24 protein-coding genes are annotated in these 23,572 nt (G+C 72.6%); 13 read left to right on the top strand and 11 right to left on the bottom strand.

From position 1 onward, the window contains the following. Window positions 1–190: 190 nt before the first annotated feature. Window positions 191–1,183 carry a hypothetical protein gene (locus tag ABZY33_RS24180; protein ID WP_356493733.1) on the bottom strand — a complete coding sequence of 331 codons (993 nt, stop codon included), beginning with the start codon at window positions 1,181–1,183 and terminating at the stop codon, window positions 191–193. Between the two features lie 322 nt (window positions 1,184–1,505). On the opposite strand from ABZY33_RS24180, the gene ABZY33_RS24175 reads away from it, so the two are divergent. Further along, on the top strand, window positions 1,506–2,336 hold the full coding sequence (locus ABZY33_RS24175; RefSeq protein ID WP_356493732.1) for an SDR family oxidoreductase: 831 nt from the start codon (window positions 1,506–1,508) through the stop codon (window positions 2,334–2,336). Window positions 2,337–2,402: 66 nt separating this feature from the next. Here the strand turns inward: ABZY33_RS24175 and ABZY33_RS24170 are convergent, their stop codons facing one another. Continuing rightward, window positions 2,403–3,800, bottom strand: coding sequence for an MFS transporter (locus ABZY33_RS24170; protein ID WP_356493731.1), 1,398 nt, complete (start codon window positions 3,798–3,800; stop codon window positions 2,403–2,405). 102 nt (window positions 3,801–3,902) lie between these two features. On the opposite strand from ABZY33_RS24170, the gene ABZY33_RS24165 reads away from it, so the two are divergent. Both ABZY33_RS24165 and ABZY33_RS24160 read left to right on the top strand, forming a co-directional pair. Then, on the top strand, window positions 3,903–4,904 hold the full coding sequence (locus ABZY33_RS24165; RefSeq protein WP_356493730.1) for a LysR family transcriptional regulator: 1,002 nt from the start codon (window positions 3,903–3,905) through the stop codon (window positions 4,902–4,904). A gap of 51 nt (window positions 4,905–4,955) precedes the next feature. Then, a complete protein-coding gene (locus tag ABZY33_RS24160) occupies window positions 4,956–5,303 on the top strand; it encodes a hypothetical protein (protein WP_356493729.1) in 348 nt (115 codons plus the stop codon). 342 nt (window positions 5,304–5,645) lie between these two features. On the opposite strand, the gene ABZY33_RS24155 is transcribed toward ABZY33_RS24160, so the two are convergent. Further along, window positions 5,646–6,419, bottom strand: a complete 774-nt coding sequence (locus tag ABZY33_RS24155) for a class I SAM-dependent methyltransferase (protein WP_356493728.1) — start codon at window positions 6,417–6,419, stop codon at window positions 5,646–5,648. A gap of 105 nt (window positions 6,420–6,524) precedes the next feature. On the opposite strand from ABZY33_RS24155, the gene ABZY33_RS24150 reads away from it, so the two are divergent. After that, window positions 6,525–7,154 (top strand): ATP-binding protein, encoded by a 630-nt coding sequence (locus ABZY33_RS24150; RefSeq protein WP_356493727.1) that lies wholly within the window; start codon window positions 6,525–6,527, stop codon window positions 7,152–7,154. Between the two features lie 18 nt (window positions 7,155–7,172). Here ABZY33_RS24150 and ABZY33_RS24145 read toward each other — a convergent pair whose 3' ends face one another. After that, a complete protein-coding gene (locus ABZY33_RS24145; RefSeq protein ID WP_356493726.1) occupies window positions 7,173–8,246 on the bottom strand; it encodes an Lrp/AsnC family transcriptional regulator in 1,074 nt (357 codons plus the stop codon). 286 nt (window positions 8,247–8,532) lie between these two features. Between ABZY33_RS24145 and ABZY33_RS24140 the strand changes: the two genes are divergently transcribed. From ABZY33_RS24140 to ABZY33_RS24125, 4 genes are all read left to right on the top strand, one after another. Beyond that, window positions 8,533–9,828, top strand: a complete 1,296-nt coding sequence (locus ABZY33_RS24140; protein WP_356493725.1) for an MFS transporter — start codon at window positions 8,533–8,535, stop codon at window positions 9,826–9,828. Beyond that, a complete protein-coding gene (locus tag ABZY33_RS24135; protein ID WP_356493724.1) occupies window positions 9,797–11,095 on the top strand; it encodes an amidohydrolase in 1,299 nt (432 codons plus the stop codon). The genes ABZY33_RS24140 and ABZY33_RS24135 overlap by 32 nt, the downstream gene beginning before the upstream one ends. Before the next feature lie 503 nt (window positions 11,096–11,598). Further along, window positions 11,599–11,760, top strand: coding sequence for a hypothetical protein (locus tag ABZY33_RS24130; RefSeq protein WP_356493723.1), 162 nt, complete (start codon window positions 11,599–11,601; stop codon window positions 11,758–11,760). 195 nt (window positions 11,761–11,955) lie between these two features. Beyond that, on the top strand, window positions 11,956–13,308 hold the full coding sequence (locus ABZY33_RS24125) for a beta-propeller fold lactonase family protein (protein ID WP_356493722.1): 1,353 nt from the start codon (window positions 11,956–11,958) through the stop codon (window positions 13,306–13,308). 149 nt (window positions 13,309–13,457) lie between these two features. On the opposite strand, the gene ABZY33_RS24120 is transcribed toward ABZY33_RS24125, so the two are convergent. The 4 genes from ABZY33_RS24120 to ABZY33_RS24105 all read right to left on the bottom strand — a co-directional run bounded on the left by ABZY33_RS24120 (window position 13,458) and on the right by ABZY33_RS24105 (window position 16,726). After that, entirely contained in the window at window positions 13,458–14,240 is a 783-nt protein-coding gene (locus tag ABZY33_RS24120) for an SAM-dependent methyltransferase (protein WP_356493721.1), read from the bottom strand. Between the two features lie 144 nt (window positions 14,241–14,384). Then, on the bottom strand, window positions 14,385–14,903 hold the full coding sequence (locus tag ABZY33_RS24115) for a proline dehydrogenase (RefSeq protein WP_356493720.1): 519 nt from the start codon (window positions 14,901–14,903) through the stop codon (window positions 14,385–14,387). A gap of 214 nt (window positions 14,904–15,117) precedes the next feature. After that, window positions 15,118–15,399 (bottom strand): hypothetical protein, encoded by a 282-nt coding sequence (locus ABZY33_RS24110; protein ID WP_356493719.1) that lies wholly within the window; start codon window positions 15,397–15,399, stop codon window positions 15,118–15,120. A gap of 298 nt (window positions 15,400–15,697) precedes the next feature. Next, on the bottom strand, window positions 15,698–16,726 hold the full coding sequence (locus tag ABZY33_RS24105) for an aminoglycoside phosphotransferase family protein (protein WP_356493718.1): 1,029 nt from the start codon (window positions 16,724–16,726) through the stop codon (window positions 15,698–15,700). A gap of 124 nt (window positions 16,727–16,850) precedes the next feature. On the opposite strand from ABZY33_RS24105, the gene ABZY33_RS24100 reads away from it, so the two are divergent. Then, window positions 16,851–17,216 (top strand): PadR family transcriptional regulator, encoded by a 366-nt coding sequence (locus ABZY33_RS24100; protein WP_356493717.1) that lies wholly within the window; start codon window positions 16,851–16,853, stop codon window positions 17,214–17,216. Then, window positions 17,213–18,052 carry a hypothetical protein gene (locus ABZY33_RS24095; RefSeq protein WP_356493716.1) on the top strand — a complete coding sequence of 280 codons (840 nt, stop codon included), beginning with the start codon at window positions 17,213–17,215 and terminating at the stop codon, window positions 18,050–18,052. Before ABZY33_RS24100 ends, ABZY33_RS24095 begins: the two co-directional genes overlap by 4 nt. Before the next feature lie 37 nt (window positions 18,053–18,089). Here the strand turns inward: ABZY33_RS24095 and ABZY33_RS24090 are convergent, their stop codons facing one another. Together ABZY33_RS24090 and ABZY33_RS24085 are read right to left on the bottom strand one after the other, a co-directional pair. Continuing rightward, entirely contained in the window at window positions 18,090–18,533 is a 444-nt protein-coding gene (locus ABZY33_RS24090; RefSeq protein ID WP_356493715.1) for a VOC family protein, read from the bottom strand. A gap of 170 nt (window positions 18,534–18,703) precedes the next feature. Beyond that, window positions 18,704–19,570, bottom strand: a complete 867-nt coding sequence (locus ABZY33_RS24085) for a DUF2637 domain-containing protein (RefSeq protein WP_356493714.1) — start codon at window positions 19,568–19,570, stop codon at window positions 18,704–18,706. 1,306 nt (window positions 19,571–20,876) lie between these two features. On the opposite strand from ABZY33_RS24085, the gene ABZY33_RS24080 reads away from it, so the two are divergent. After that, a complete protein-coding gene (locus ABZY33_RS24080) occupies window positions 20,877–21,290 on the top strand; it encodes an excalibur calcium-binding domain-containing protein (protein WP_356493713.1) in 414 nt (137 codons plus the stop codon). Window positions 21,291–21,353: 63 nt separating this feature from the next. Next, the gene (locus tag ABZY33_RS24075; protein ID WP_356493712.1) at window positions 21,354–22,058 is read left to right on the top strand and encodes a class F sortase; all 705 of its coding nucleotides are present in this window, start codon (window positions 21,354–21,356) and stop codon (window positions 22,056–22,058) included. Window positions 22,059–22,170: 112 nt separating this feature from the next. Here the strand turns inward: ABZY33_RS24075 and ABZY33_RS24070 are convergent, their stop codons facing one another. Further along, window positions 22,171–23,022 (bottom strand): alpha/beta fold hydrolase, encoded by an 852-nt coding sequence (locus ABZY33_RS24070; protein WP_356493711.1) that lies wholly within the window; start codon window positions 23,020–23,022, stop codon window positions 22,171–22,173. A gap of 160 nt (window positions 23,023–23,182) precedes the next feature. Between ABZY33_RS24070 and ABZY33_RS24065 the strand changes: the two genes are divergently transcribed. Then, window positions 23,183–23,536: a helix-turn-helix domain-containing protein gene (locus ABZY33_RS24065; protein WP_356493762.1), complete on the top strand. Its 354-nt coding sequence runs from the start codon at window positions 23,183–23,185 to the stop codon at window positions 23,534–23,536. Window positions 23,537–23,572 lie beyond the last annotated feature (36 nt).

Below are 23,572 nucleotides of genomic sequence, written 5' to 3'. Positions count from 1 at the left end.
AGCGGCGCGCCCCGGCCCTCACCGCATCCCCGGCTCCAAAGAAGTGTCCACTGCGCCGCGTGCCCGCGACCTTGTGACCCCGGTCGCAGGGGACATCGCTGGGCCCACAGCCATCAGCAGCGACGACCGAACCAGCCCACCCCGTGCCCGCCTCTTCCGCCGGACGGCATGCCGCCCCGAACCTGCCGCGTCACGCTGGTCGGGCCGCCGCCTCAGCGGGTGCGGACGGCTGCCCCTGACTGCGCAGCCGCACGGTCAGCGCGCACGCGCCCCCGGCCAGAACGCCGAAGACGAGCGCCGCCGAGACTCCTGAGCCCATCGAGATGTAGTACAACAACGGCCCACCGGTGCTGAATTGATAAGAGAGCAAGGAGTGCCACAGCTCGTTCACCTCGACCCCGAGGGTGGTGACGGCGACGGCCCCGAGCGCGCAGGCAGGATAGGTCACGCGCTCCAGCCGGACGACCAGCAACCGCAGCCCCCACCAGACCACGGCGAGCAGGGCCACCTCGCCGGCCCGGTACGGCAGCCAGCGTCCCGGGGCGGACCCGGTGGGCATGCTCCAGGCGCCGAGCTGGATCCACTGACGCAGCAGGTCACCGGGGTCGGACAGGCGCCCGGCACCAGGCACTCCGGTCTGGATCTGACCGGCGACCCGGTCGTTCGAGAACACGATGACCGCGAAGGCGACGACCGCGGTCCCCACGGTGGCCGCGAGCCGCGCGGTGGCGGCCGTGGGCGCGGCCACGGGCGGCTCCGCGCCCGGCTCGCGCCGCAGCACCCTCATGACCGCGGTGGCCGCTCCCGCGGCCACCAGGGCGGCGGCCACCGGCAGTTCACGGCCTTGCGCCATGGCGCCCGCCAGCCGGGGCAGCAGGCGGAACCCCGCCGAGCCGCCCGAGGCGACCGTCCACGGCGCGGAGACGGTGACGGCGAGCATGGCCACGACGATGCCCCACCCCCACAGGGCGGCCGCGCAGAGCGCGGAGTGCCGGAAGCCGCGGCCCGACAGCCACCGCAGCAGAGGCAGCGCGCCACAGGGGAACAGCAGGACGAGTGCGGCGTAGCGCACGCGCATGGCGGTCTCCCGCAGCGCGGCGTAGTCCGTGCCGTAGCCGGCCGCGCCCGCCGGATCGGTGAACTGCGATGAGGACGGCAGATCGGTGGACCACGGACCTGTCATCGCTCTCAGCCGGTTCGCCTCATCCGGGCCGAAGAACGCTGTGGCACCCGGAAGAGCGAGTGCGTGGGCGGCGGAACCCGCGCACCACAAGAGCCCGGCCAACAACAGTGCTCCCAGCAGCGCCGGCCCCAGCGCACGCCGATACGTCATCGTCCGTCCCCACCCCTCGCCCGCGACTGCGGGCTCTTCCGCCGCTTTCGCGGTCCATGACAACAGCGACAGATGTACCAGACACCCGCCGACCCCGAGGACCACGCACTCCACCCGGCCCGGGGCCGTAGGCTCTCGGTGTCCCGTCACGCGGAAGGAGCCAGAAGAGACTGTGGTCGACGAGCGAGTTGTCCTTGTGACCGGCGGAGGTTCGGGCATCGGGGAGGCCACGGCCCGGCTGCTGCGTGAAGGGGGTCACTTCGTGGTGGCCGCCGGGCGGCGGAGCGAGCCGTTGCGGCGCCTGGAGCGGGAGATCGGCGTGCTCGCACACCCCTGCGACGTCGGCGAACCGGAGGCCGCCGACGCGCTCGTCGAGGCGGCGCTGGCCGCCTACGGACGCATCGACGGGGTCGTCCTCAACGCGGGCATCGGGCGCGGGGGCGCCGTCGGTGACCTGTCGCTCGACGACTGGGACGAGGTGATGCGCACCAACGTCACGGGCCCCCTGCTGCTCCTTCGCGCAGCCGTCCCGCACCTGCTGGAGTCGCGCGGTGCGGTGGTCGGCGTCGCCTCGGTCTCCGCGCTGCGCAACGGCACGAGCAACGTGCCGTACGCCACGTCCAAGGCGGCCCTGCTCCAGCTGTGCCGCTCCGTCGCCGTCGACTACGGGCGCCGGGGCGTGCGGTCCAACGTCGTCTGCCCTGGCTGGGTGCGGACCGAGATGGCCGACCGCCGCATGACGCGCTTCGCCGCGGACGCGGGTCTGGGCGAGGGAGACGCCGGGGCCGCCTACGAAGAAGCCACCAGGCTGCTGCCGCAGGGCAGGCCGGGCGAGCCGCGCGAGATCGCCGAGACCATCGGCTGGCTGCTCTCCCCGGCGGCCTCGTACGTGAACGGAGCGGTCCTCACCGTCGACGGCGGGGCGACGGCGCTCGACCCGGGAACCCTCGGCTTCGACTTCCACGTCACGCCCCGCGGCCACCAGATCTCCGACACCCCCTGACATCCACTGGCACCGCTGGGCGTCCCAGAGCGCCCAGCGCGCCGCCACGGGCCTACCGAACGCCATTCAGACGCGTTCCCGGTAACCGGCGGCGACCGCCACCGTGGCGAGCAGGGTCAGCGCGCCCACCAGGACCAGCGCCGACGACATGCCCGCGGCGAAGTCCCGCCCGGCGCCGGAGAGCACCGTCCCGGTGACCGCGACCCCGAGCGCCGCGCCCAGTTCGCGGGAGGCCGTGCCGAGGCCGGAGCCCAGGCCCGCCTGGTGGGCCGGCAGCGAGGTCAGGACGCCGATGGTCAGGGCCGGCATGCAGGTGCCCGTGCCGAAGGAGATGACCAGCAGCCACAGGACGTAGACGCCGTACGGGGTGTGCGGGCCCGCCGTCGAGGTGCCGAGCAGACCGGCACCGATCAGCGCCAGGCCGGCCGTGATCACCGGACGCGGCCGCGCCTGCCACCTGGCGGCGAGCTTCGGCGCGAGCGCCATGCCCACGGTCACCGGCATGATCGCGACACCGGTGAGTGCGGGGCCGTACCCCTTGACGCCTTGCAGGTACTGGGAGTTGACGAAGAAGAGGGAGAACAGGCCGAAGAAGCTCACGGCGAGGCCGAGCGTCGCCGCCCGCAGCCGCGCCGAGCGGAAGACCCGTGGGTCGAAGAGCGGCGCCCGCGAGCGCCGGGCATGCGCGGTGAACGCCGCAGCCAGCAGCGCTCCGAGCCCGAAGGCGACGAGGATACGGGCCGAGACCCAGCCGTACACCGGGCCCTCGATGATGCCGAAGAGGATCGCGACCAGGGCCGCCGTGACCAGAAGGGTGCCGAGCGGGTCCGGGCTGCCGCGGTCCACGCGTTCCGTGCGGGGGACGACGCGTGCCACCGCCCCGGCCAGCAGCGCCGCCAGCGGGACCATCGCCCAGAACAAGGCGCGCCAGGACAGGAACTCACCCGCGAGCCCCCCGCCCAGGTTGCCGAGCGCGCCGCCGAGGCCGAGCGCCAGGGTCCACGCGGTCATGGCCCGGGCGCGGCGCTTCGTCTCGCCGGCCAGGTGGACGAGGATCGACATGGTCGCCGGGGTGATCAGCGCGGCGCCGGTCCCGCAGACCGCGCGGCCCGCGATGAGCATCTCCGGCGTCGCGGCGAGTGCGCTGCTCGCCGCGCCCGCCGCGAAGAGTGCGAGCCCGGTCAGCAGCGCACCCTTGCGGCCGTGGCGGTCGGCCGCGGCGCCCGCCGGGATCAGCAGGCCCGCGAACGCGATGACGTATGCGTCGACCGTCCACATCAGCTGCGTCGCGGTCGGACGCAGGGCCGATGAACTCAGCTGCGGGATGAGGAGGTTGACCGCGGCGACCATGCTCTGCGCGACCATGACGCAGGCGCAGACCGTGAACAGGGTGAGGCGCCCCAGGCGGGGCGCGGCCGCCTCCCGGGCCGGGGGCGCGGACGTGATGTGGGCAGGCGAGGACATGGCTCCTCCAGGGAGCTTTTGGCGGTGGTGGGGGATGCCCGTCCAACGTAGGGTCGGCACTCGTCTGCTTTCCAGTGCAATGTGTGCAGGGGATGATTGTGTATGGCGCAATCCGGTACCGGAGCTGCGGCTTCGCCGTCCGTGACGGGCGGCCTCGACCTGAATCTCCTCGTCGCGCTCGACGTGCTGCTGGAGGAGCAGAGCGTGCGCGGCGCGGCCCGCCGCCTCCATCTGTCCGAACCCGCGATGAGCCGCACCCTCGGCCGGGCCCGCAGAGCACTCGGCGACCCGCTCCTGGTACGCGCCGGCCGGCAGATGGTGCCGACGCCGTACGCGCTGTCGCTCCGGGCCGAGGTCGGGGTCGTGGTGGAGCGGGCCCGGGCGCTGTTCGCGGCCCGCGGGGCGGAGGATCTGCGGTCCCTCACCCGGACGTTCACCGTCCACGGAAGTGATTCGCTCGCCGCGCTCCTAGGCCCGCCGTTACTCTCCCGGGCCGCGGCCGAGGCGCCGGGCATCCGGCTCCGCTTCCTCGGTGAGAGCCACCTGGACGCGCCGGTGCTGCGGGAGGGTACGGCCGACCTTGAGGTCGGTGTCATCGACGCGACCGCGCCCGAGGTGCGGATCGAACCGCTCTCCGTGGACCGGATGCTGGGCGCCGTACGCGCTGGACACCCGTTGCTGCACGGCGAGTTGACGGCGCGTCGGTTCGCCGAGGAGGCCGAGCACCTCACCGTCTCGCGGCGGGGGAAGCTGCACGGTCCGGTCGACGAGGCGCTCGCCGGACTCGGGCTGCGGCGCCGGGTGGTGGGCAGCGTCGGCTCGTTCCCCTCGTCGCTGTTCTTCCTGCGCGAGACGGACCTCGTCGGACTGGTCGGCTCCTGGTGTCTGCCGATGACCGACGCGCTCGGCCTCGTCACGTTCCCTGTCCCGCTGGATCTGCCGCCGCTGCCGATCGGCCTCGCCTGGCATCCGCGCCACGACGCGGATCCGGCCCACGCCTGGCTGCGCGGATGTGTGCGCGACCTCATGCGCGCGCAGGCGCCGGCCGGGGCCGGTCCGTCCGGCGCCCCGGACGCCGGGCCCGGCCGGGACGCCGACCTCTGAGGCTGCTCGACCCGGCGGCGGCCGGACGGAAGGATCCGGCATCATGGCGGAATGATCAAGAAGTCGAGCCGTGAGCTGAACGTCCTCGTCCTGCGCGACACCGACCGGATCACCGATGCCCTGCGGACCGCGCTGCGCTCGGCGTCCGACGCGGAGCGGCCCGGCCTGGAGAGGGCGGCCGCCCTCGTCGCCGAGGCGGCCGCGCGCGAGGACGCCGAACTGCGCGGGGAGTGGGTGCGTGCCCGCCTCGCGGCGGCGGGCCACGAGGGCCCCGCCGACTCGGTCCAGGCGATCAAGATCCTGCGCCGGAGCGAGCCCGGTCTGAGCCTCTACACGGCGGTCCGGCTCGCGAAGGACGCGGTGCAGGGGTCGGCGCGGAGCGCGACGGAGACACAGTGAGGGTTGCGGCGCCGCATGCCGGGGCGGGTCCGGTGGGGTAGTTCCGCGGGCTCTCGGCCGAGGTGCCGGGCCCGGCGGCGACCCCCCCGGACTCCCCTTCCGCACCGCGGATCTCACCCGGCAGCGGACGCCGCAGGACCACTCTCCGGACGGGTGCGCGGTCCTTGGCACTCCAATTGCCACCCGTTCCGTGTGTGTGCACCTTCTCGCAGACCGGCCGGATCGTCGACACCCCCGAAGGAGGTACCGGGCGCCTTCATCCCGTCGGCCGAGAACGACGGCTGACACCGGCCCTCCCCGGCCTTCGCTCACCTGCCCCGGCGGGCGTCCGCGCCCGCCGGCTCAGGTGCCGGCGACCGGTACGAGGGTCAGATACGCGATGCCGAGGACGTCGCGGTAGCCGTCCAGCCAGGACGTCCGCTGCCGGTCGACACGTGCGCGGGTCTCGGCGGCGAGCGGATGGTCCGGGTTCGTGGCGAGCCAGACCTCCGTGTCGTGGCGGTAGCCGGACTCGAACTCCTCCCACTCCGCACGCCCCGCCGACTCGGTCCAGACCGGCCGGAAGCCCGCCCCCACCGCGAGGTCGACGAGCGGCCCGAGCCGCAGATGGTCGTCGGCCCGCGCCCCGGGCCACATGGACGCGAGTTCCTCCACCGCCGGGGCGCGCTCCCAGAACCCCTCACCCAGGACGACGCGGCCGCCTGGCCGGACCAGGCGGCGCAGTTCACGCAGGACGACGCCGGGATCGTAGGGCTGGCCGGGGTCGCACAGCGCCTGGCCGGCCCCGAGGCAGAGCACGGCATCGACGGGCCCGCGCGCCGTGCCGAGGGCCGACTCCTCGGCGAACTCGACCCGCCCGGCCAGCCCGCGTTCCCGGGCGAGGTCGCGGCCCCTGGCCAGATCCTCGGCGTTGATGTCGAGGCCGACACCCGTCGCACCCGGCACGGCTTCCAGCACGCGGAGCAGCAGTTCGCCCCAGCCGCAGCCGATATCGAGGACGGTGGCGGGCGAGGCGGCGGCGAGCCGCGCCACGATGCGCGCGGCGCGGGCCTCGGAGAGCGGTCCGTGGAAGGCCAGGGCGCCGAGGCGCGGCGGAAGACCGGGAGCAGGTGCCATGGGCAGGGAGGCTAGTTCACGGCGGGCGGCGTGCCGAGTGGTTTGCCGGCGCGGCCCGACCCTGTGGCGCCGCAGATGCTCTCACGCCGCCCGCATACTTGCCGCATGGACACCTCACGGGCTGCCTGGCGCAACACGACCCACGACTGGGCCGGCACCGTCGACCTCGGCCACGTGGAGCACATCCGCCAGAACCCGGCCCACTATGCCCCGGGCGGCGTCCGGCACCTGATCCTGGAGGCCGTCGCGTACGCCGCCGACGAGGCCGAGTGCGGCGGCGGCGGCCACTGCCGCATCATCCTCCACCCGGACGGGTCCGTCGCCGTGGCCGACGACGGGCGGGGCACCGACACCCGGTTCGACGAGCACGGCCACCCCGTGCAGAAGCCGGTGGCGGCGACGAAGGACCTCCGCTTCTTCGACGCCCCCGCCCCGCCGCTCCTCCCCGACTCCCACCCCCGGCGGGGCATGTCCACCGTCACCGCCCTCAGCACGTGGCTCGTCCACACCAACCGCCGGCACAACGGATCGTGGCGCCGGCGCTACGAACACGGGGTGCCGGCCACCGGCCTGGAGCCGCTCGCGGAGGACGGCACGACCGGGACCACCGTGCACTTCCTCCCGGCTGCCGGGCCCCTGCGCGGGGCCCTCACCCTGCCCGCCGACGAACTGACCCGGCTCACCGCATCCTGGCCCCACCTCGCCGTCCGCATCGACGACCGCCGCACATCCTGACCGCCCCCCGGCCGCACGTCATATGTCGGGGCGCGTGCACGGCGGAGGAGCCCCGCCCTCGAATCCGCAGGTCCCCGCCGGGTCCTCGGGCGCCGCGGTGAGGGGTACGTGTCCGATCGCCCGGCCCCGGCGGTCCAGGAGGCGGCCCATACGCTTGGCGCTGTACAGCGTGATGCTGCGTTCGCTGATCCGCAGGCCGGGATGGCGGCGCAGGATGCGTTCCTCCAGGGCGGGGCAGTCGGCGTGGGACCGCAGCCAGACCGAGAGCAGCAGATTGTCCGGTCCCGTGACCGAGGAGCACAGCCGGGTCTCCGGGAGCGCCGCCAGGGAGCGCGCCACGGCATCCGCGCCGGGCCCCGGGGCCGCGACCCGGAAAGTCGCGATGACAGGCCACCCGGCGAGCTGCTGAGTGAGGTCGCACCGGAAGTAGACCTCACCGTTGCCGATCATCCGCCGCAGCCGCCGGCGGACCGTCGTGTCGCTCAGCCCGCAGTCGCGCGCCAGCTCCGCGTGGCCGCGCCGGCCGTCCGCACCGAGCGCGTGCAGCAGCCTGCGATCGCTCTCGAACGGGCCGGCCTTGGTCTGCGCCCGGCCGTGCCGGTCCCCGTCGGCCAGGTGGGCGCGCTGGCGCTCGTTCAGGGTGTGGACCAGCCAGCCGCTGCCTTCCCGGTGGACCTGGGTGCAGATACTGGACCGTACCGAACGCACCCCCGGCAGACCGCCGAGGCGCCGGGAGACGAAGTCGTCCAGAGCGGGCAGGTCACGGGCGGCCACCCCGAGGAACAACTGGTGCTCCCCGGTGGTGCGTTCGAGGCTGAAGACCGGTCCCCAGGACCCGATGCGCCGGGTCAGCGCTTCGAGGGAGTCCGGCGCGCAGGCGAGGTCGACGTAGCTGATCACCGAGGCGTGCTGCGCCGGGTAGGCGGTCATCCAGGCCATGCCGCTCTCGTGGAGGCGGCGCCAGCGGCGGGCCGCCGTGGTGGCGTCGATGCCGATGACCGAGCCGATCCGGGCCCAGGACGCGCGCGGTCGGAGTTGCAGCGACTCGATCAAGGCGAGGTCCAGTTCGTCCAGTTCGCCTGAGGCACTCATGGCTCCCGACGGGGTGGGACGGGGGCGGTGCGGCGGCGGGGGCACGAGGCCGGTGGGGGACACGGGGCTCATCCTGGCAGCCCCGGAAGGCGATTTGAAGATCGTCCCGCAGACAGACCGGCGCCCACCGACCGTCGCCGGACCGAACCGGCCCGGACGGTTTCCGGCGTTCGGCCCGCCCCGGCGCCGGATTCCTGCGATGCGGCCGCCGCGAGCGACGTGCGGTGCAGGGTGACCGCCAAGCCACACCGCACCCCGCACCACCTCACCGACCGGGAGGACTCTTGTGCACAGAACCACGCGGACCACGGTGGTCCTGCTGTTCGTCGCCTGGGCCGTCGACTATCTCGACCGCCAGGTCATCAATCTGGCCTTGCCGGAGATCGGCGAGACCTTCGCTCTGACCCACGGTGAGCGTGGCCTCGTCCTGTCCGCGTTCTTCGTCACCTACGCGCTGGCGCAGATCCCCGGCGGCCTCCTCGCCGGCCGGGCCGGCGGGGTCCGGATGATCTGCCTGGCGCTCGTCCTGTGGTCGGTGTTCACCGGTCTCACGGCGATCGCGTGGTCCTTTGCCGTCCTGCTGGCCTTCCGCGCCCTGTTCGGTGCGGCGCAGGGGCTGTTCCCCGCGGCGGCCATCGGCGCGCTCAGCCGGCGCAGCCGTCCCGAGGAGCGGCTGACGGCCAACGGATGGATCCAGAGCTCCAACGCGGTCGGCGCCCTCCTGGCGGCGGTGCTCGGCGCGATGCTGCTCGCGCGGTGGGACTGGCGAGTGATGTTCGCGACGGTGTCCCTGCTGGGCTTCCTGGTGGTGCTCGCGGTCCGCCGCTGGATGCCCGCCGCCCTGCCGGAGCAGCAGACCGGGCCACCCGTGAAACCGGCGAAGGGCGCGGCTGTCGCGCTGATGCGCTCGCCGGTGATCCTGGGGTTCGCGGTGATGTTCTTCGCCTACGACATCGTCATCTGGGGTCTGAACAGCTGGAGCGCGTCCTTCCTGATGGAAGAACGGGGCCTCGCCGTGGGGGACGCCGGCCTCGTGGCCCTCGGGCCGACACTCGTCGCCGCGGTCGCGGCCGTCGCCGGCGGCAAGCTGTCCGACCGCTTGGAGGGGCGCCCGCGCCGCATCGTCGTCCCCGCCATGGTGGCCGCGGCGGCCCTGCTCGTCCTGCTGCCGCTCACCGGGAACACGGCGCAGTTCGTGGTGGTCGGCACGCTCATCAGCGGTGTCGTGGGGCTGTGTTACATGCCCTGTTTCTCGGTACCGCTGCGCAGCCTCCCGCCGGGCCTGACGGGCGCCGCCTCCGCCGTCATCCTCCTCGGCGGCCAGCTCGCCGGGATCATCGTGCCGGTCGCCTTCGGACACCTCGTGGACGCCGCCTCGTACAAGGTCGCCTTCTGGGCGCTGGCCATCGGCCCGGCGCTGGCCGTCGCGGCGGTGCTCTGGGTGCCGCAGACCTCGCCCCCGTTCCTGGCACGGCTCCACCGCGTCCTCACCGGCCTGCACCCGGACACGCACACGAACCCCCACCCGCACACAGACAAGGAGGACGACCATGACGCGTCCGCAGCCCCGCACCGACCCTGACGCCGCGCCGGACGAGTTCGGTCCGACCCACGACCTGACGGAACGGCTGCCGCACTGGGAAGACGTCTACCGCGACCTGCACACCCACCCCGAACCGGCCTTCCAGGAACACCGCACCGCGGCCACCGTCGTCCGCGAACTGCGCCGCATCGGCGGCTGGGAGATCACCGAACGGGTCGGCGGCACCGGCGTGGTGGCCGTCCTGCGCGGCGGTGCCGGCCCCGTCGTCTGGCTCCGCGCGGACATGGACGGTCTGCCGGTCACCGAGCAGACCGGGCTGCCCTACGCATCCGTCGAACCGGGCCTCATGCACGCCTGCGGCCATGACGTGCACGTCGCCGCGCTGCTGGGGGTCTGCCAGCAGCTCGCCGCGCGGCCCACCGCCTGGCGCGGCACCGTGGTCGCCGTCTTCCAGCCGGCGGAGGAGGTGGGCCGCGGCGCCCGCGCGATGCTCGACGACGGCGTCCTCGACCGCTTCCCGCGCCCCGACGTGGTGCTCGGCCAGCACGTGGGACCGCTGCCCGCCGGCCTCGTGATCACCCGGCCGGGCGCCGTCATGGCGGCGGCCGACAGCGTGCGGGTCACCCTGCACGGCGCGGGCGCGCACGCCTCCACCCCGCACTTCGCCGTCGACCCGATCGTCATGGCCGCCGCGGTGGTGCTGCGGCTCCAGACGTTCTCCGCCCGGCAGGCCGCGCTGAACCCCGCCACCCTCCTGACGGTGGGGGCGGTGCACGCGGGCACGGTCCCGAACGTCATCCCGCACACCGCCGAACTGCTCTGCAGCCTGCGCACGTACGACGAACAAGCGCGCGCGGACGCCTTGGCCGGCATCCGGCGGATCATCCTCGCGGAGGCGGAGGCCCAGGGCGCCCGCCAGGCACCGGAGATCGAGACCTACGACTCCTTCCCCCTGCTCGTCAACGACCCGCCCGCCACCGACCGCCTCCTGTCCGGCCTGACGGACGCGGGCGTGCTGACCCACGCGCTCGCCATGCCGCTCGCGGCCAGCGAGGACTTCGGCACGTTCGCGACCGCGGCCGGCTGCCCGTCGGTCTTCTACCACTTCGGCGGCGCCGACCCCGCGGACTTCGACGCCGACGCGGTCGCGTCCCTGGAACGCGGCGCTCTCCCGCCCGGCACCGTCATGAACCACTCCCCGTACTACGCCCCGTCCGACCGGCACGCCGTCGCCGCCGGCGTGCGCCACCTGCTCACCGCCGCCGGAACATGGCTGACCGGCGACGACACCCCGGCCACGGCCTGACCGTCCCCTGCCGGACACCGCCAACGGCCGACCGCAGCACCCGCTCGCACCCCGTATCCCCGCCCCCGTGGCCGGTCGCGCCTCGACCGGCCGGCCACAGCCGGAAGGACAGCCATGAAGCGCTGTAAGACACCTCTCCTCACCGCCGCTCTCGCTCCGCGCGCCCCGACACCCCCGACTGCGCCTGGGAACCGCTGGGCTACCGGACGTCCAACGTCGCCTACCCGGACACCAACGCCCCGTACTGGCTCCTGCACTACACGGCGCAAAAGGGCCTCTCCATCCAGCTCAACGGCCGTTACGCCGACGCCCGTTACACCTCCCTCGCCACCTACGACGCGACGCGCGGCAGCGTCACCGGCCCCGACGGCGCCCCCTCCGCCCTGACCGACCACCAGATCCGTCCCGACCCCGGCAGCCGCAACCCGTACCAGCACCGCACCCGCCCGGGCGAGGCCTACACGGTCACGCCCACCGGCAAGCACCTGCTGATCCTGCGCACCATGGGGGCCACGGCGGGCTTCCGCCAGGCGATCCAGCGTGTCCCGGCGGGCAGCGACGCGGCGGGGACGGCCGCGGTGATGGGGGAGTACTTCCCCCGCGCGGCCTACTGCGACCTGGCCACGCTGGTCACCGACGCCCCGGACGCCTGCCGGGCGCCCTGAAGTTGCACGATCTGACGGAGGACGGCAGGTGGTCAGGGGCCCGTGGTGGTGGGACCGTGTGACGGTGCCACCGCCGGTTCCTGGGGCCTTCCGGTCCCCGCCGTCGTGGTGCGGGACGCAGGGGAGGGGATGTCAATGTTCCTCACGTCAGGGAACCGTTCGCCGCGCAGGGCCGGACCCGGTCGCCGTGTCGGCATGCTGGCGGCGAGCCTGGTGCTGGCGGCCGCCGCCATGTCCGGTCTGCCCGCCGCCGGTGCCGCAGCCGCCGTCCCGGGTGGGCCGACGCTCTACGTCGTCAACAGCGGTGACGGCAGCGTCTCGTCGGTCGACAGCAGCAGCAACACCACCACGTCCGGCATCAAGGTGGGCTCCACCCCCTACGGTGTGGCCGTCAACGCGTCCGGCACCCTCGCGTACGTCACGAACACGGACGACGGCACCGTCTCCGTGATCGACACGGCCACTTCGGAGGTGACCGCCACCATCCAGGCCGGGCCAATTCCCTACGCGGTGGCCGTCGCTCCGGACGACGCCCGGATCTACGTCACCCACCCCGGCGACGGGACCGTCTCCGTGATCAGCGCCGCCACCCGCGCCGTCACGGACACCATCACCGTCGGCGGGCGGCCCGTCGCCCTGGCGGTGAACCCCTCGGGATCGCAGATCTACGTCACCGACGACAGCGACGGCAACGCTCTGCGCGTGATCAGTACCGCGACCGGCACTGTCACCTCCATACCGCTGCCCGCCCACTCCTACGGGGTCGCCTTCAACCCCTCCGGCACCCTGGCCTACGCCACACTCGTCAACGGCGCCTCCCTCGCGGTGATCAACACCGCGACCGGCACGATGACATCGACCATCCCGGTCGGAGTCGCCCCGCACGCGGTGACCTTCTCCCCGGACGGGAGACTCAGCTACGTCACCAACAACGGCAGCGACACCGTCTCGGTGATCGACACCGCCACCGGCAGCGTCACCGCCACCGTCCCGGCCGGCGGCGGACCGGAGGGCGTGGCCTTCGATCCGGCCGGGAGCCGCGCCTACGTAACCGACGCAAGGGGCAACACGGTGAGGGTGATCTCCACCGCCACCAGCACGGTCGCCGCCACGTTCACCGTGGGCAGCCGGCCGAGCGGGATCGCCTTCGTCCCCGCGCCCGCGGCCGACCTGGGGGTGACCTTGGCGGCCAAGGGGGTCCCCGGGCTGCTCAACGGGCACATCGACTACACCGTCACCCTCACCAACCACGGCCCCGCCACCCTGAGTTCGGCCACCGTCACCGCCACGCTCCCCGCGCCGATGACCGCCACCAGCAGCGCCTGCACCACCACCAGCGGCCGCGTCGTCTGCACCGTAGGAACTCTCGCGCCCGGTGCCGGCACGACCCGTACGTTCCGGGTTCCCGTCGGCACACTCACCCTGGGGCTGCCCTACACCGTCACCGTGACGCGCAGTGCGGGCACCCCGGTCGACCCCCAGCCCGCGAACGACACCGCCACCCGCACATGCACCGTGGTGACCTCGTTGATCATCACCTGCGGCTGACGTCACCACCGCGTGAGCCCCCATGGCCGCCCTCCCGACCGTGGGGGTCACCCCGAACACTCCCGCCGTCGTCCGGACAGCCGACTGGACCATCGCCTGCCGCAACCGGGAAACGTTGCAGGAAGCGCGCCTCGCGGGTGCGCGCCGCGTCAGGACACCCGCGCCACCACCGCGTACATCCCGCTCGGCTCCGGCTGCACCGGCTCCCCGTGGAACCACTCGGGGGCCGTCACCAACCCGGGCTCGACGGCTTCCGTCCCCTCCAGGAAGCGAGCGACCTCCTTGCGGGAGCGCAGAGCCAGCGTCATGCCGCTCCTCGCGTACTGCTCCGTCGCCTGCTCGGCGATCTCCGGGAAGATGTCGCTGGCGGCGTGGGAGAACACCACATAGCTACCGGGTGGCAGCGCCGCGATCAGTGTGGCGACGATCCCGTACGGGTCGTCCTCGTCGGCGACGAAGTGCAGCAGCGCGATCAGCGAGAGCGCGATCGGACGGCTGAAGTCGAGGACGGTGCGGGCGTGTTCGAGGATCACCCCGGGCTCGCGTACGTCGGCCTGGATGTAGTCGGTCCTGCCGTCGGGGTTGCTGACCAGGAGGGCTTGCGCATGACGGAGCACGATGGGGTCGTTGTCGGCGTAGACGACCTTCGCGGCCGGCGCGATGCGCTGCACGATCTGGTGCAGATTGGGCTCCGTGGGTATACCGGTGCCGATGTCGAGGAACTGGTCGACGCCCAGCCGGGCGAGGTGCGCGACGGCCCGGTTCATGAAGGCGCGGTTCTGCAGCGCGCCGCTCCGCACCTCGGGCGGCAGTCTCTCCCCCACGGCCTCGTCGACGGGGTAGTTGTCCTTGCCGCCGAGCAGCCAGTCGTAGACCCGCGCGGGGTGCGCCTGGCTCGTGTCGATACGAGGGCGGGGGGAGGGTGTCGTCACGGAGGTCTCCAAGTCGCGGGGAGGAGAGGGCCGGCGGCGCGCTCGGACGAAGTCTGTTACGCCAACGTGATCTATGACACGGGTTGTTGAGCCCAGGGCGTGCCTCGCGGGAAGAGTGCCTCGCAGGTGGCGAAGGGCCCGGTCTCAGGTGCTGTTGCCCACGACGTCGCGGGCGGCGCGGCGGAAGTCCTTGATGGCCTGGTAGAGGACGTGCTCGCGTCGGACGGCCGCGGCGGTAGCAGCCGCTTTGCGGGTGGTGTCGCCCGCGCGCGCATCGCCGATCATCTGCCGCACGATGCGGGAGAGGTCCTGCGAGGCGTGTGTGACGCGCTCGGTGACGGCCGTGAACGAGGCCGGTCCTTCCAGGATGACGACCTCGGTGGCGCGGTGCACCTCGCGGGCCAGCGCGACGAAGGCGGCGGCCTTCTCGTCGACGTCGGCCGGCACGGGCTCGTCGCGGCCCAGCGCGTCGCGGACGGAGTCCAGGGCGATGTCGCGGTCGTGGAGGGCGCTCAAGTAGCGGGCGTACGCGTCGCGACGGTGCTGACGGCGCCACTGCTCGTGCTGTGCCCGCGCCTGGACTCGTCCGGTCGCGACCGCCGCACCCAGGGTGCCGAGCGAGCCGACCACGGTGCCGACCAGCGCGGCAAGTCCTGCGTCCATGCGGCAAGTCTGCCGCAGCCCGCGCGTGGGTGGCCCTGGGGCCCGCCCCGCCCCGCTCCAACCGGTTCAGACCTCTGCTCACCTCGGCCGTCGCGGCGCCCGCGTAACCGTGGCCGCGGAGACGAGCCGGGGTGTAGACGGGAGTGACCCGCACCTGACCGGCGACCATCGGAGTCACGCCCGCCGTGGAAGCAGGGGTACCGTCCGGGGTCTCTCACGACGTGAGGCGCCCTTGAGCGATGCGGGTGTCCACCCACGAGCCGTTGTCGGCGGAGTCGGATCCACGAACGGCGGTGACGAACTCGCGGTGCCAGCGCAGGAGTAGAGCACGGCCCTGCTCGCCCGCGACTCGGCTCCGACCCGCCGGGAACGGCTCGGGCGGATGGAGTGTGCCCAGGCGGTACAGGCGCTCCCGTACGTCCAGTCTCGGCGTCGTACCCGTATGACGCGCCCAGGCGGTGGCGAAGGCGGTGGCGGTGTCGTGGTCGGCGGCCACACCGGGGAGAGGGCGGCCGAGGCGGGCCAGATGGGCGGCGAGGGCATCGGCCTGACCGACGGTGAGCGGGGTGAGGTACGGGCGACGGGGCGGGGCGGTTGTTGCCGTACGGGGTCAGGGCGCTCCCAGAACGGGGCGGGCGGAGGCTGGCCTGTGGTACGCACACCGTCGGTCGCCACCAACTCCGGCCGTGGCGTACGCACTTCTTGCCGACTTTCGACGCCAGGGCGGCGGCTCAGGTGAACTGTCCGTCGTAGTACCGCTTCCGACGGGTGTCCAGGTGGCCCGCGGCCGGGGGCTACGGTCGCCGCGTCGGGACCGGCCGCAGCGCGGGCCAGCGCGCCAGCATCCGCTGGTGCATGGCGCGAGTCAGCCCGCTCACAGCGTCGAGATCGGCGTGGGCCGTGGTCAATTCGCTGACGACAGCCAGCCGGTGAAGGAGCCGCTGACGGGCTGTCGCGGTGCCCCACTTCCAGTCCTGGTCCGCAATCCTGGCCAGGTGGTCCTGGCTCGCGCGGTGGGCCCGCTCGACCAACGCGTCGCCGCGGAGCAGCCAGCCGGTACAGGCGTCCGTGAGCCCGTCCGGGATCTCGTCACCGGTGATGTCGCGCCACGCAGTGCGGTACGCCTGCTCGGCGCGTTCGAGCAGCGGCGCCGATGCCGAGGTGACACACCAGCAGGTCGGGAAACCGATGCGCAGGTAGGCGAGTTCCATCAAGCCGCTGCCCAGGGAGGCCTGCTCGAAGTCGATGAACCTGACCCCCGCGGCGGTGTGGAGGTCGTTCCCCGGACAGGGATCCCCGTGGAGAAGGGCGTGACCGGGCGCCTGGGCGAGCCGGTCCACGAGGGCCCCGAGTTCGTCGGAGACGCCAGGCGTGGCGGGAACTCCGAGCGCCTCGGTCAACCCGAGGAAGGAGTCGATGTCGGCCCGGACCGGCCCCTGCCATCGGGGGAGCACTCCCACATCCCCGGGCCGCCCGGTCGCATGCAGACGTGCCAGCGCGGCCGCGTAGTCGACGATCCAGTCGCGGGGCGGACGCCGGTGATCCACGTGCTCCAGGACCAGCATCCGCGCGCCCGGGTCGGTGGCGAGCAGCGCGGGCACCACCGTCGTCTCGGCTCGTGCGGCCACCCGTAGGGCAGCCACTTCGCGGTCGTACCGTTCGTCGGCATCGGGCCCGTCGACGGCCTGTTTCGCCACGGCCGTCCTCCCCGGCAGTTCCACGCGCCACACCCGCGAGCGAGGGCTGCTGTCCAGCCTGCGAACGCGCCGGGGTGATCCCAGCGCGGCCCGCAATTCCTCTCCGAACACCAGCCCTGTCTCCATCAGTTCATCCTTCCACGCCACCGACGGACACGGGCGCCCACGGGCATGCGTGCGGAGCGCTGCCCTACCGGGTCAGGGGACAGGGGGGTGCCCAATACTCCAGTCGCCGGACTATGATCCGATCATGGTTGAACGCAAGAAGTCCTTGCAGGAGCCCACCCTGCTCATCCTCACGGCCCTGGCGGATGCCCCTCGGCACGGGTACGCGCTGGGCCAGGAAGTCGTCACGATCTCCCAGGGCCGGGTGCGGCTGCGCACCGGCACCCTCTACGGCGCCCTGGAACGCCTCCAGGCCGAGGGGCTGGTCAGGGTGTTCGCCGAGGAGCACGTCGAGGGACGGCTCCGGCGCACCTACACGCTCACCTCGGAAGGGCGCCAGACGCTCACCGCGGAGGTCCGGCGCATCACCGCCACCGCCCGCGAGGCGACCCGCCGCCTCAAGCAGTCCACCGGCGATCCCGCCGTCGATCCCACCGGAGCCACCGCATGACCGTCACTCCGCACACCCAGGGCTCCCTGCCCGTGCTGGCCCTCTATCCGCGCCGCTACCGCACGGCCCACGGCCCCGAGATCCAGCAGATGTACCACGACGCGACCAGCGAAGCAGGCCGGGCAACCCGGCTCCGCGAGCAACTGGACATCGCCGCCCACGCACTGCGCATCCGGACGCGGACCGGTCCCGGCCACCCCGCCGGTCGCTTCCTCCTCACCGCCGCGCCCTACGCACTCTCCGCGGCCTGCGCGACAGCGGCCACCGACCTGACCGCGCCCGCCACACACGCGCTGCTCACCGGCGCCACGCCGGGCATGCCACACCCCGCGACAGCGGTACACGTACTCGTCCTGATGGCGGGGGCGGTGGCCTGCCTGGGCCGGTGGCCGCTCGCCCGGATGCTGGGCGTCGTGTCCCTGCTGCCGACGGTCTTCGGTGTCGGCACCTCGCCGTGGCTGATCCCCCTGCTGGTCACGGTGGCCGCTATGCCGGGGGCCGCGGTGCCGGCCCGCACGGAACGCCGGCTGGCAGCGGGCTTCGCCACCCTGACCTGGCTGCCCGCACTCGCCGCGGCACTCGCGGGGGCAGCCGATCCGTCCCTGGGAATGATCGGCCGACTCTGCCCCACACTCCTGCTGTTGGCCGTCCGTTCGGCGCGCCCGGACGCTCGACCTCGGCACGTGTTCGCGGTCCTGCTGGCGGGCGCGGCCTGGATCACGACACCCGCCGCTTCAACGATCGGCCTCGCCGTGGTCAGCGTCGCTCTGACTGTCGCCTGGGCAGCGGGCCGACTTGCCCGGATGGCGCGAACGAGGCGCCGCGCTACGGCGTAACCGCGACGAGAGAACCCACGCAGTACCGCCGTCCAGTTCACGCCTGGAAGGCCGGCGGGGCCTCTGCGCCGAAGACCCAGGGGGCCAGGACGACCAGCCAGCCGTCCGGGTCCTCGAAGAGGACAGTCCCGTGTTCGGCCCAGTAAGGGTTGGCGGCCGGTACTGGATCGTAGCCGTGGTCCGCGAGCCGGCGTGCTGCGACGGTGACGGCCTGGGGGCCGTGCAGATAGAGCACCAGCTGGTTCTCCGGATGCGGCTCAGGGATGGCGGGCTGAGCGCCGTGGTGCAGGAGTTCCATGTGGACCGGTGTGCCTGGCAGCCCCAGGACCATGCCGTCGTAGCCGTGGTGACCGCGCCACCGGGCGAGTACCGGCAGCCCGAGGACGTCGCGGTAGAAGTGCAGGACCTCGTCGTACTTGGCGGTGGGCCGGGCGAACCGGACCGCTCCTACGTCAAGATGGTTGGGCCAGGCATGTGTCATGGCGCGATGCTGGCAGGGACCGGTTCCGGCCCGTAAGCGGCCGCGGACCTACATCCGAAGACCGATGACGCGATCAGATACGTGTGCCGCTGGCGTCGCTGATGAGCAACACCCCCTCGCCTGCCGGTGTTGGTTCCGTGCCGGAAGCCGGAGTTCCCGCACGGAACCGGTCAGGCCGACGGTGGGGACTTGGCGGGTCCGCGCCGGATACGGTGGCGAGGATGGCTCTGGCGGGGCGGGCGGCTGAGGGTGATCTGGCGCATCAACTGCTGGAAGCAGGCGAGCGCGGCCAGCGCGGGCAGCGCGGCTGTTGCGGCGTCGAGCGGTCGGTGCGCGGCCTGTGCGACACACAGCACCATGGCGACGATCGAGAACAGCAGCACCACCGCCCAGGAGTGCGCGGCGCGACGCCGGTGGAGTCCGGCCCGCAGGACCGACAGGGACGCGACGATCCAGGGACCGTAGATCAGCAACGGCCAGGCGTTCACGGTGTAGGAAGTGGTGCGGTGCAGGGCCAGTTGGCGCAGCGGGTGGTAGCTGACCATACCGCCGAAGACACACACCACGGACACGGTGACGGCGGCGGCGATGGCGATGGCCCAACTGGTCAGCCGCAGCAGCCCGGCACCGGCGGACCGTTTCCGAGGGCGGGCCCGAGAGCGGTGCCGGTGGGTGGCAGGCGAGGGCTGCAGACGGTTGAGGTCCGCGGTGGCGATCTCAGCGGCCGTGGGGTCGGCGTCGTCAGGATCAGAACGCTCAAGGTCGTCCCCCTCGCCGGTGGCCGGATCGGCGGATCCCACGAGGGTGGGGGCGCCGTCTGTGGTGAAGTCCGGTACCTGGTGGGTGGTCTCGTGCTCGATGGCCTCGCTCAGCAGGTAGGCGAGTTCCTCCGTGGGGTCCCAGTGCGAGGGCAGGGCGTCCAGGCGCGGAAGGACTCCGTCCGGCTGGGGAGCGGAGCCGGATGGCGTCGGGCTCGCGGTGGAGGGGCCAGGAATAAAGGGCTGGGAACGGCGGTGGCGTCCCGACGTCTCATGCACGGCGGTGCTGCCGTCGGTCGTAGTGCCAGGAAATGCCGTAGCCGTGTGGTGGGTTGGACGTGGGGACGTAAGGCATCTCGGTATGTACAAGGTGGGTAGGAAGGTGCCGCACGGGTGCGGCGGAGTAAGGCAAGTGGATGGCTCGGTCCGGTCCGCGCAGGGGCACGGTCGCCGCCTCCACGCGCGGCGAGGCGCCCGTACGGCCCAGGCGCGCCCTCGCGCTGTCTGGTGTATCCGATACTGCGGTGGCCGGAGAATAATGTGGTGCTACACGGTTCATGTTGCACACAACCGTTCCTGCACTCGGAAAGATGTGCAGCAGACGAGTGACCGGTAGGTCGCATTGTGCGTTCGTCGGGCTGATGATTCATCGGTTCCGCGTCCTCTCAACTGTGCGAGGTGGGGGTGGACTTGACCCAGCGCCGCCGGCGCGAGCATTCGAAGCTGAGCGCCGGGCCGCCGGGCTGAGGCCGGATACGATTCCTGGCGGCATCGGGGCGTGGACGCTGGCATGATGATGTCCATGACCAAGTACCGAAAGGCCGATGCCGCGTAGACGGCCCGGCGCGCTGCGCGCTGAACAGTCCCCTCGTGTCGCGTGGAGCAAGCCGCCAGCCCGCATCCATGGCCTCTCCGACCGCACCAGCCTTGCGATCGATCGAATAGAGAGGCTTTCGGGCGACTACTACGTGTACCCCGGGGCGACCGACCGTGCTTTGCGGCGGTACCGAGCGTTTCTGCGAGCACCAGGGCGACGTCCCCTCTACCCGCAGGATGAGGAGTGCTCGTGTCGTGGCTGCTCCTTCGAGGATGTGCGGCATGCCCGCGACATCCTTGAGGAGGTCTTGTTGCAGTTGCCGCCTCGGCCCCGGCGGGAATTGCGTCTTCGCGTGCGTGCTCTGGACGCGAGCTACGTCAGGCGTACGCTGCCGGATCCGTTCGCCGCTCATCGGCAGTGGCGTGCCGGCTGTTGGTGGCGGCGCCGCTTGGCGGGCGGCCGGCAAGACGGGTGAGAGGCTCGACGACGCAGGACGACTTCGGGGTAGAGCCGAGGCGAAGCCGTAGGCGTTGCAGTTGCGATCACATCTCGGACCCGGTCCGTCCTGGTGAACGTCGGCCGGGCGCTCGCCGACCCCGCCCCACCCGAATGACGCCTCCGTCACCGAGAGTCATCCGGACGTGGGCGGCTCCCAGCCTTGGCAAGGCGAAGCGGATCCCGGTGCCGATGCACCAAGTCGCGAAGCACCCTCCAAGCACCTACGTTGTGTAACTGTCAAGTGACACGCCGCACACAGTGGAGGAATTCATGCGTTTGATATCCGCTTTGCTGATATCCGCAGCAACGGGCGCGGTCCTCGTCCCCGCGACCGGCACGGCCTACGCCGCCGACAAGGACTGCGCAGACTTCTCGTCCCAGGCCGAGGCGCAGGCCTGGTACAACTCTCACCCCGGCAACGTGGACCGTCTCGACCGGGACAACGACAGAAAGGCCTGCGAGGACCACACGGGCTACTCGTCCTCGTCGACCGACACGTCCTCGTCGACCGACTCGACTCCGGCGGCCACCACGGACCTCCCCAAGGGCGGCGTCCGGGCCGGTTCCGGCGGGCTGGCCGCCGACGGCACCGTCACCGGCCTCCCGATCGGTATCGCCGCCGCCGGCGCACTCGCCGCCGGGGGCGTCGTCGTGCTGCGCCGCCGCGCCCGGCACGACAGCTGAGTCCGAACGTACGAGACGTGATGTGCTGCTCCCGCATCACGACGTGGATGGGAGGCGCATGTCATGACCGGTTCGTCGCCTCCCAGCCATGACAAGGGGCTCGACCTCATTTTGATCGTGGCCGTCGCCGCATGCGTCCTGGTCGCGCTGTCCCCCGTGCTCGCCCGGGTAGTCGGCACCGGCCCGGCCCGCGGGCCCGACCGCGCCCCCAGCAGGCAGACGAGTCAGGCGCATCCCACAACGCCACGCCCACCGTCCCATGCCTCGGCACGCAGCCCCGCGGACCGCGGCTCCCGCGCACTGCCCGCGCCGCTCGCCCATGCGGCGGACCCGGCCCGGCTACGTATCCCCGCACTCCACCTCGACACCGCCATCGCATCCCTGTCCCTGGACTCCGAGGGCCGGCTGCCCGCTCCCGCCGGCTACACGGATGTCGGCTGGTGGCGCGAGGGGCCGTCGCCCGGCGAGGCGGGCCCGGCCGTCATCGCGGGGCACCTGGACACGGTGAGCGGCCCCGCGGTCTTCGCCGACCTGGCCGGACTCCGCCCCGGCGACCGCGTCGAGATCACCCGCGCCGATCGGAGCACATCGGTCTTCGAGGTGCGCGGAACAGCCGAATACCCCCAGGACGACTTCCCCACCGAGGCCGTCTACGGTTCCACACCCGACGCCGAGCTGCGTCTGATCACCTGCGGCGGCGCTTACGACCGCGCGGCGCGACGCTATCTCGACAACACGGTCGTGAGCGCGACCATGGTCACGCCGTGATCTCCGGGCCCTGCGCTTCTGACGGAGTGCGGCCTTCCGTTGCGCGGTACCGACTCGCCCAGCGGGTACGCGCCGAGCCGGACGCCATCCCGCGGGTGGCTTTCCGCCGTCGTTACGCCGCTTCGACCTCCTCACCCGCGAGGAACGGGCGTAGCAGCGCGAGCAGGGCGCCAGGCCGGTGCAGCGGAATGATGTGGCCGCAGTCTTCGATGACGTGCCCGGTGAGGTGGTCGGTGACCGGGCGGAGTTGGTCTTCCAGGGCGGTCCCGACCGGCCGGGCGCCCACGGCCAGCGTCGGCACCGACAGGCGGGCGCCGGCGACCGCCCGTTCGATCTGCCGGGCGCTCTCGGGCAGGGCCCGGTAGTACGAGAACGCGCGGCTCAACGCCTGGCGGCCCGTGTACGCGCGGACGAAAGCGTCCCGGATCGCGGGGCGCACTCCGTCGCCAAGGGTGCCTGCGCGTAGGAACCAGTCGATGTAAGCCGCTTCGTTGCCCGCGAGGACGGACTCGGCGAGTTCCGGTGCGGCGCTGTGGAAGCCGAACCACCACGGCGGCCCCTCGGCGAGAAATTTCTCGGCGCCCGGCAGCCTGCCCAGCAGGGACTCCATGACCACCAGACGCCGGACCGGACCGGGACGGCGCAAGGCGAGGAGGAACGCCGGTGCGGCGCCCGCGTCGATGCCCACCACCGCGGCCGAGGACTCGCCGAGAGCGGTGAGGAGGGCCGCGGCGTCGTCGGCCAGGGTGGCCGCGTCCTGGCCGGGCGCGGCCCGGTCGCTCGCGCCGAACCCTCGCAGGTCGGGCGCTATGACGCGGTACTGGTCGGACAGGTCGGCCATCACGTCCGTCCACACTTCCCAGGTGTGCGGGAATCCGTGCAGGAGCAGGACGGCTGGGCCTGTTCCGGCGACGGCTACGTTCAGTTCGGCACCGTTGACGGAGACGCGGCGCAGCTCGGGCATGAAGGCTCCAGGACGTGGTGCGGAAAGGTGACAAGGTCACGCTAGGGAACTAGCCTGGCCCGCCCAAGACGGCACTTTCCCTTCAGGTGGTGAGCTCCGGGTGACCACGTCCAGGCGCGACGGCGTAGCCGGACATCGGGCCGGGCTCCGCGGAGACCTGATGGACCCGTACTGCCCGACCCGCAAGCTGCTCGACCGCATCGGCACCAAGTGGACGTCGATGGCGGTCAAGACGCTGGCGGAGGAGGCCCCGGACGAACTCCGCTTCGCGGAACTGCGGCGCCGCATCCCGGGCATCTCGCAGAAGATGCTGTCCACCACCTTGCAGAGCCTGGTACGGGACGGCCTGGTCGCGCGGCGGGTAGAACCCACCGTGCCGCCCGCCGTCCATTACCGCCTCACCGAACTCGGCCTCTCGCTCGAAGGACCGCTCTCGGCCCTGCGGCTCTGGGCCGAGACGCACATGCCGGAGATCGACCGCAACAACCAGCTCGCGGACGGGCCGCCGGCCTGACGATCCGCACCTTCGCTCCCCGGACGACGCCGCCGC

Source organism: Streptomyces sp. NPDC006552, assembly GCF_040611655.1.
In the GTDB taxonomy this organism is placed as follows: domain Bacteria; phylum Actinomycetota; class Actinomycetes; order Streptomycetales; family Streptomycetaceae; genus Streptomyces.
Note: the sequence above shows the minus strand (reverse complement) of the source record. Positions and strands in the feature narration are given on the sequence as shown.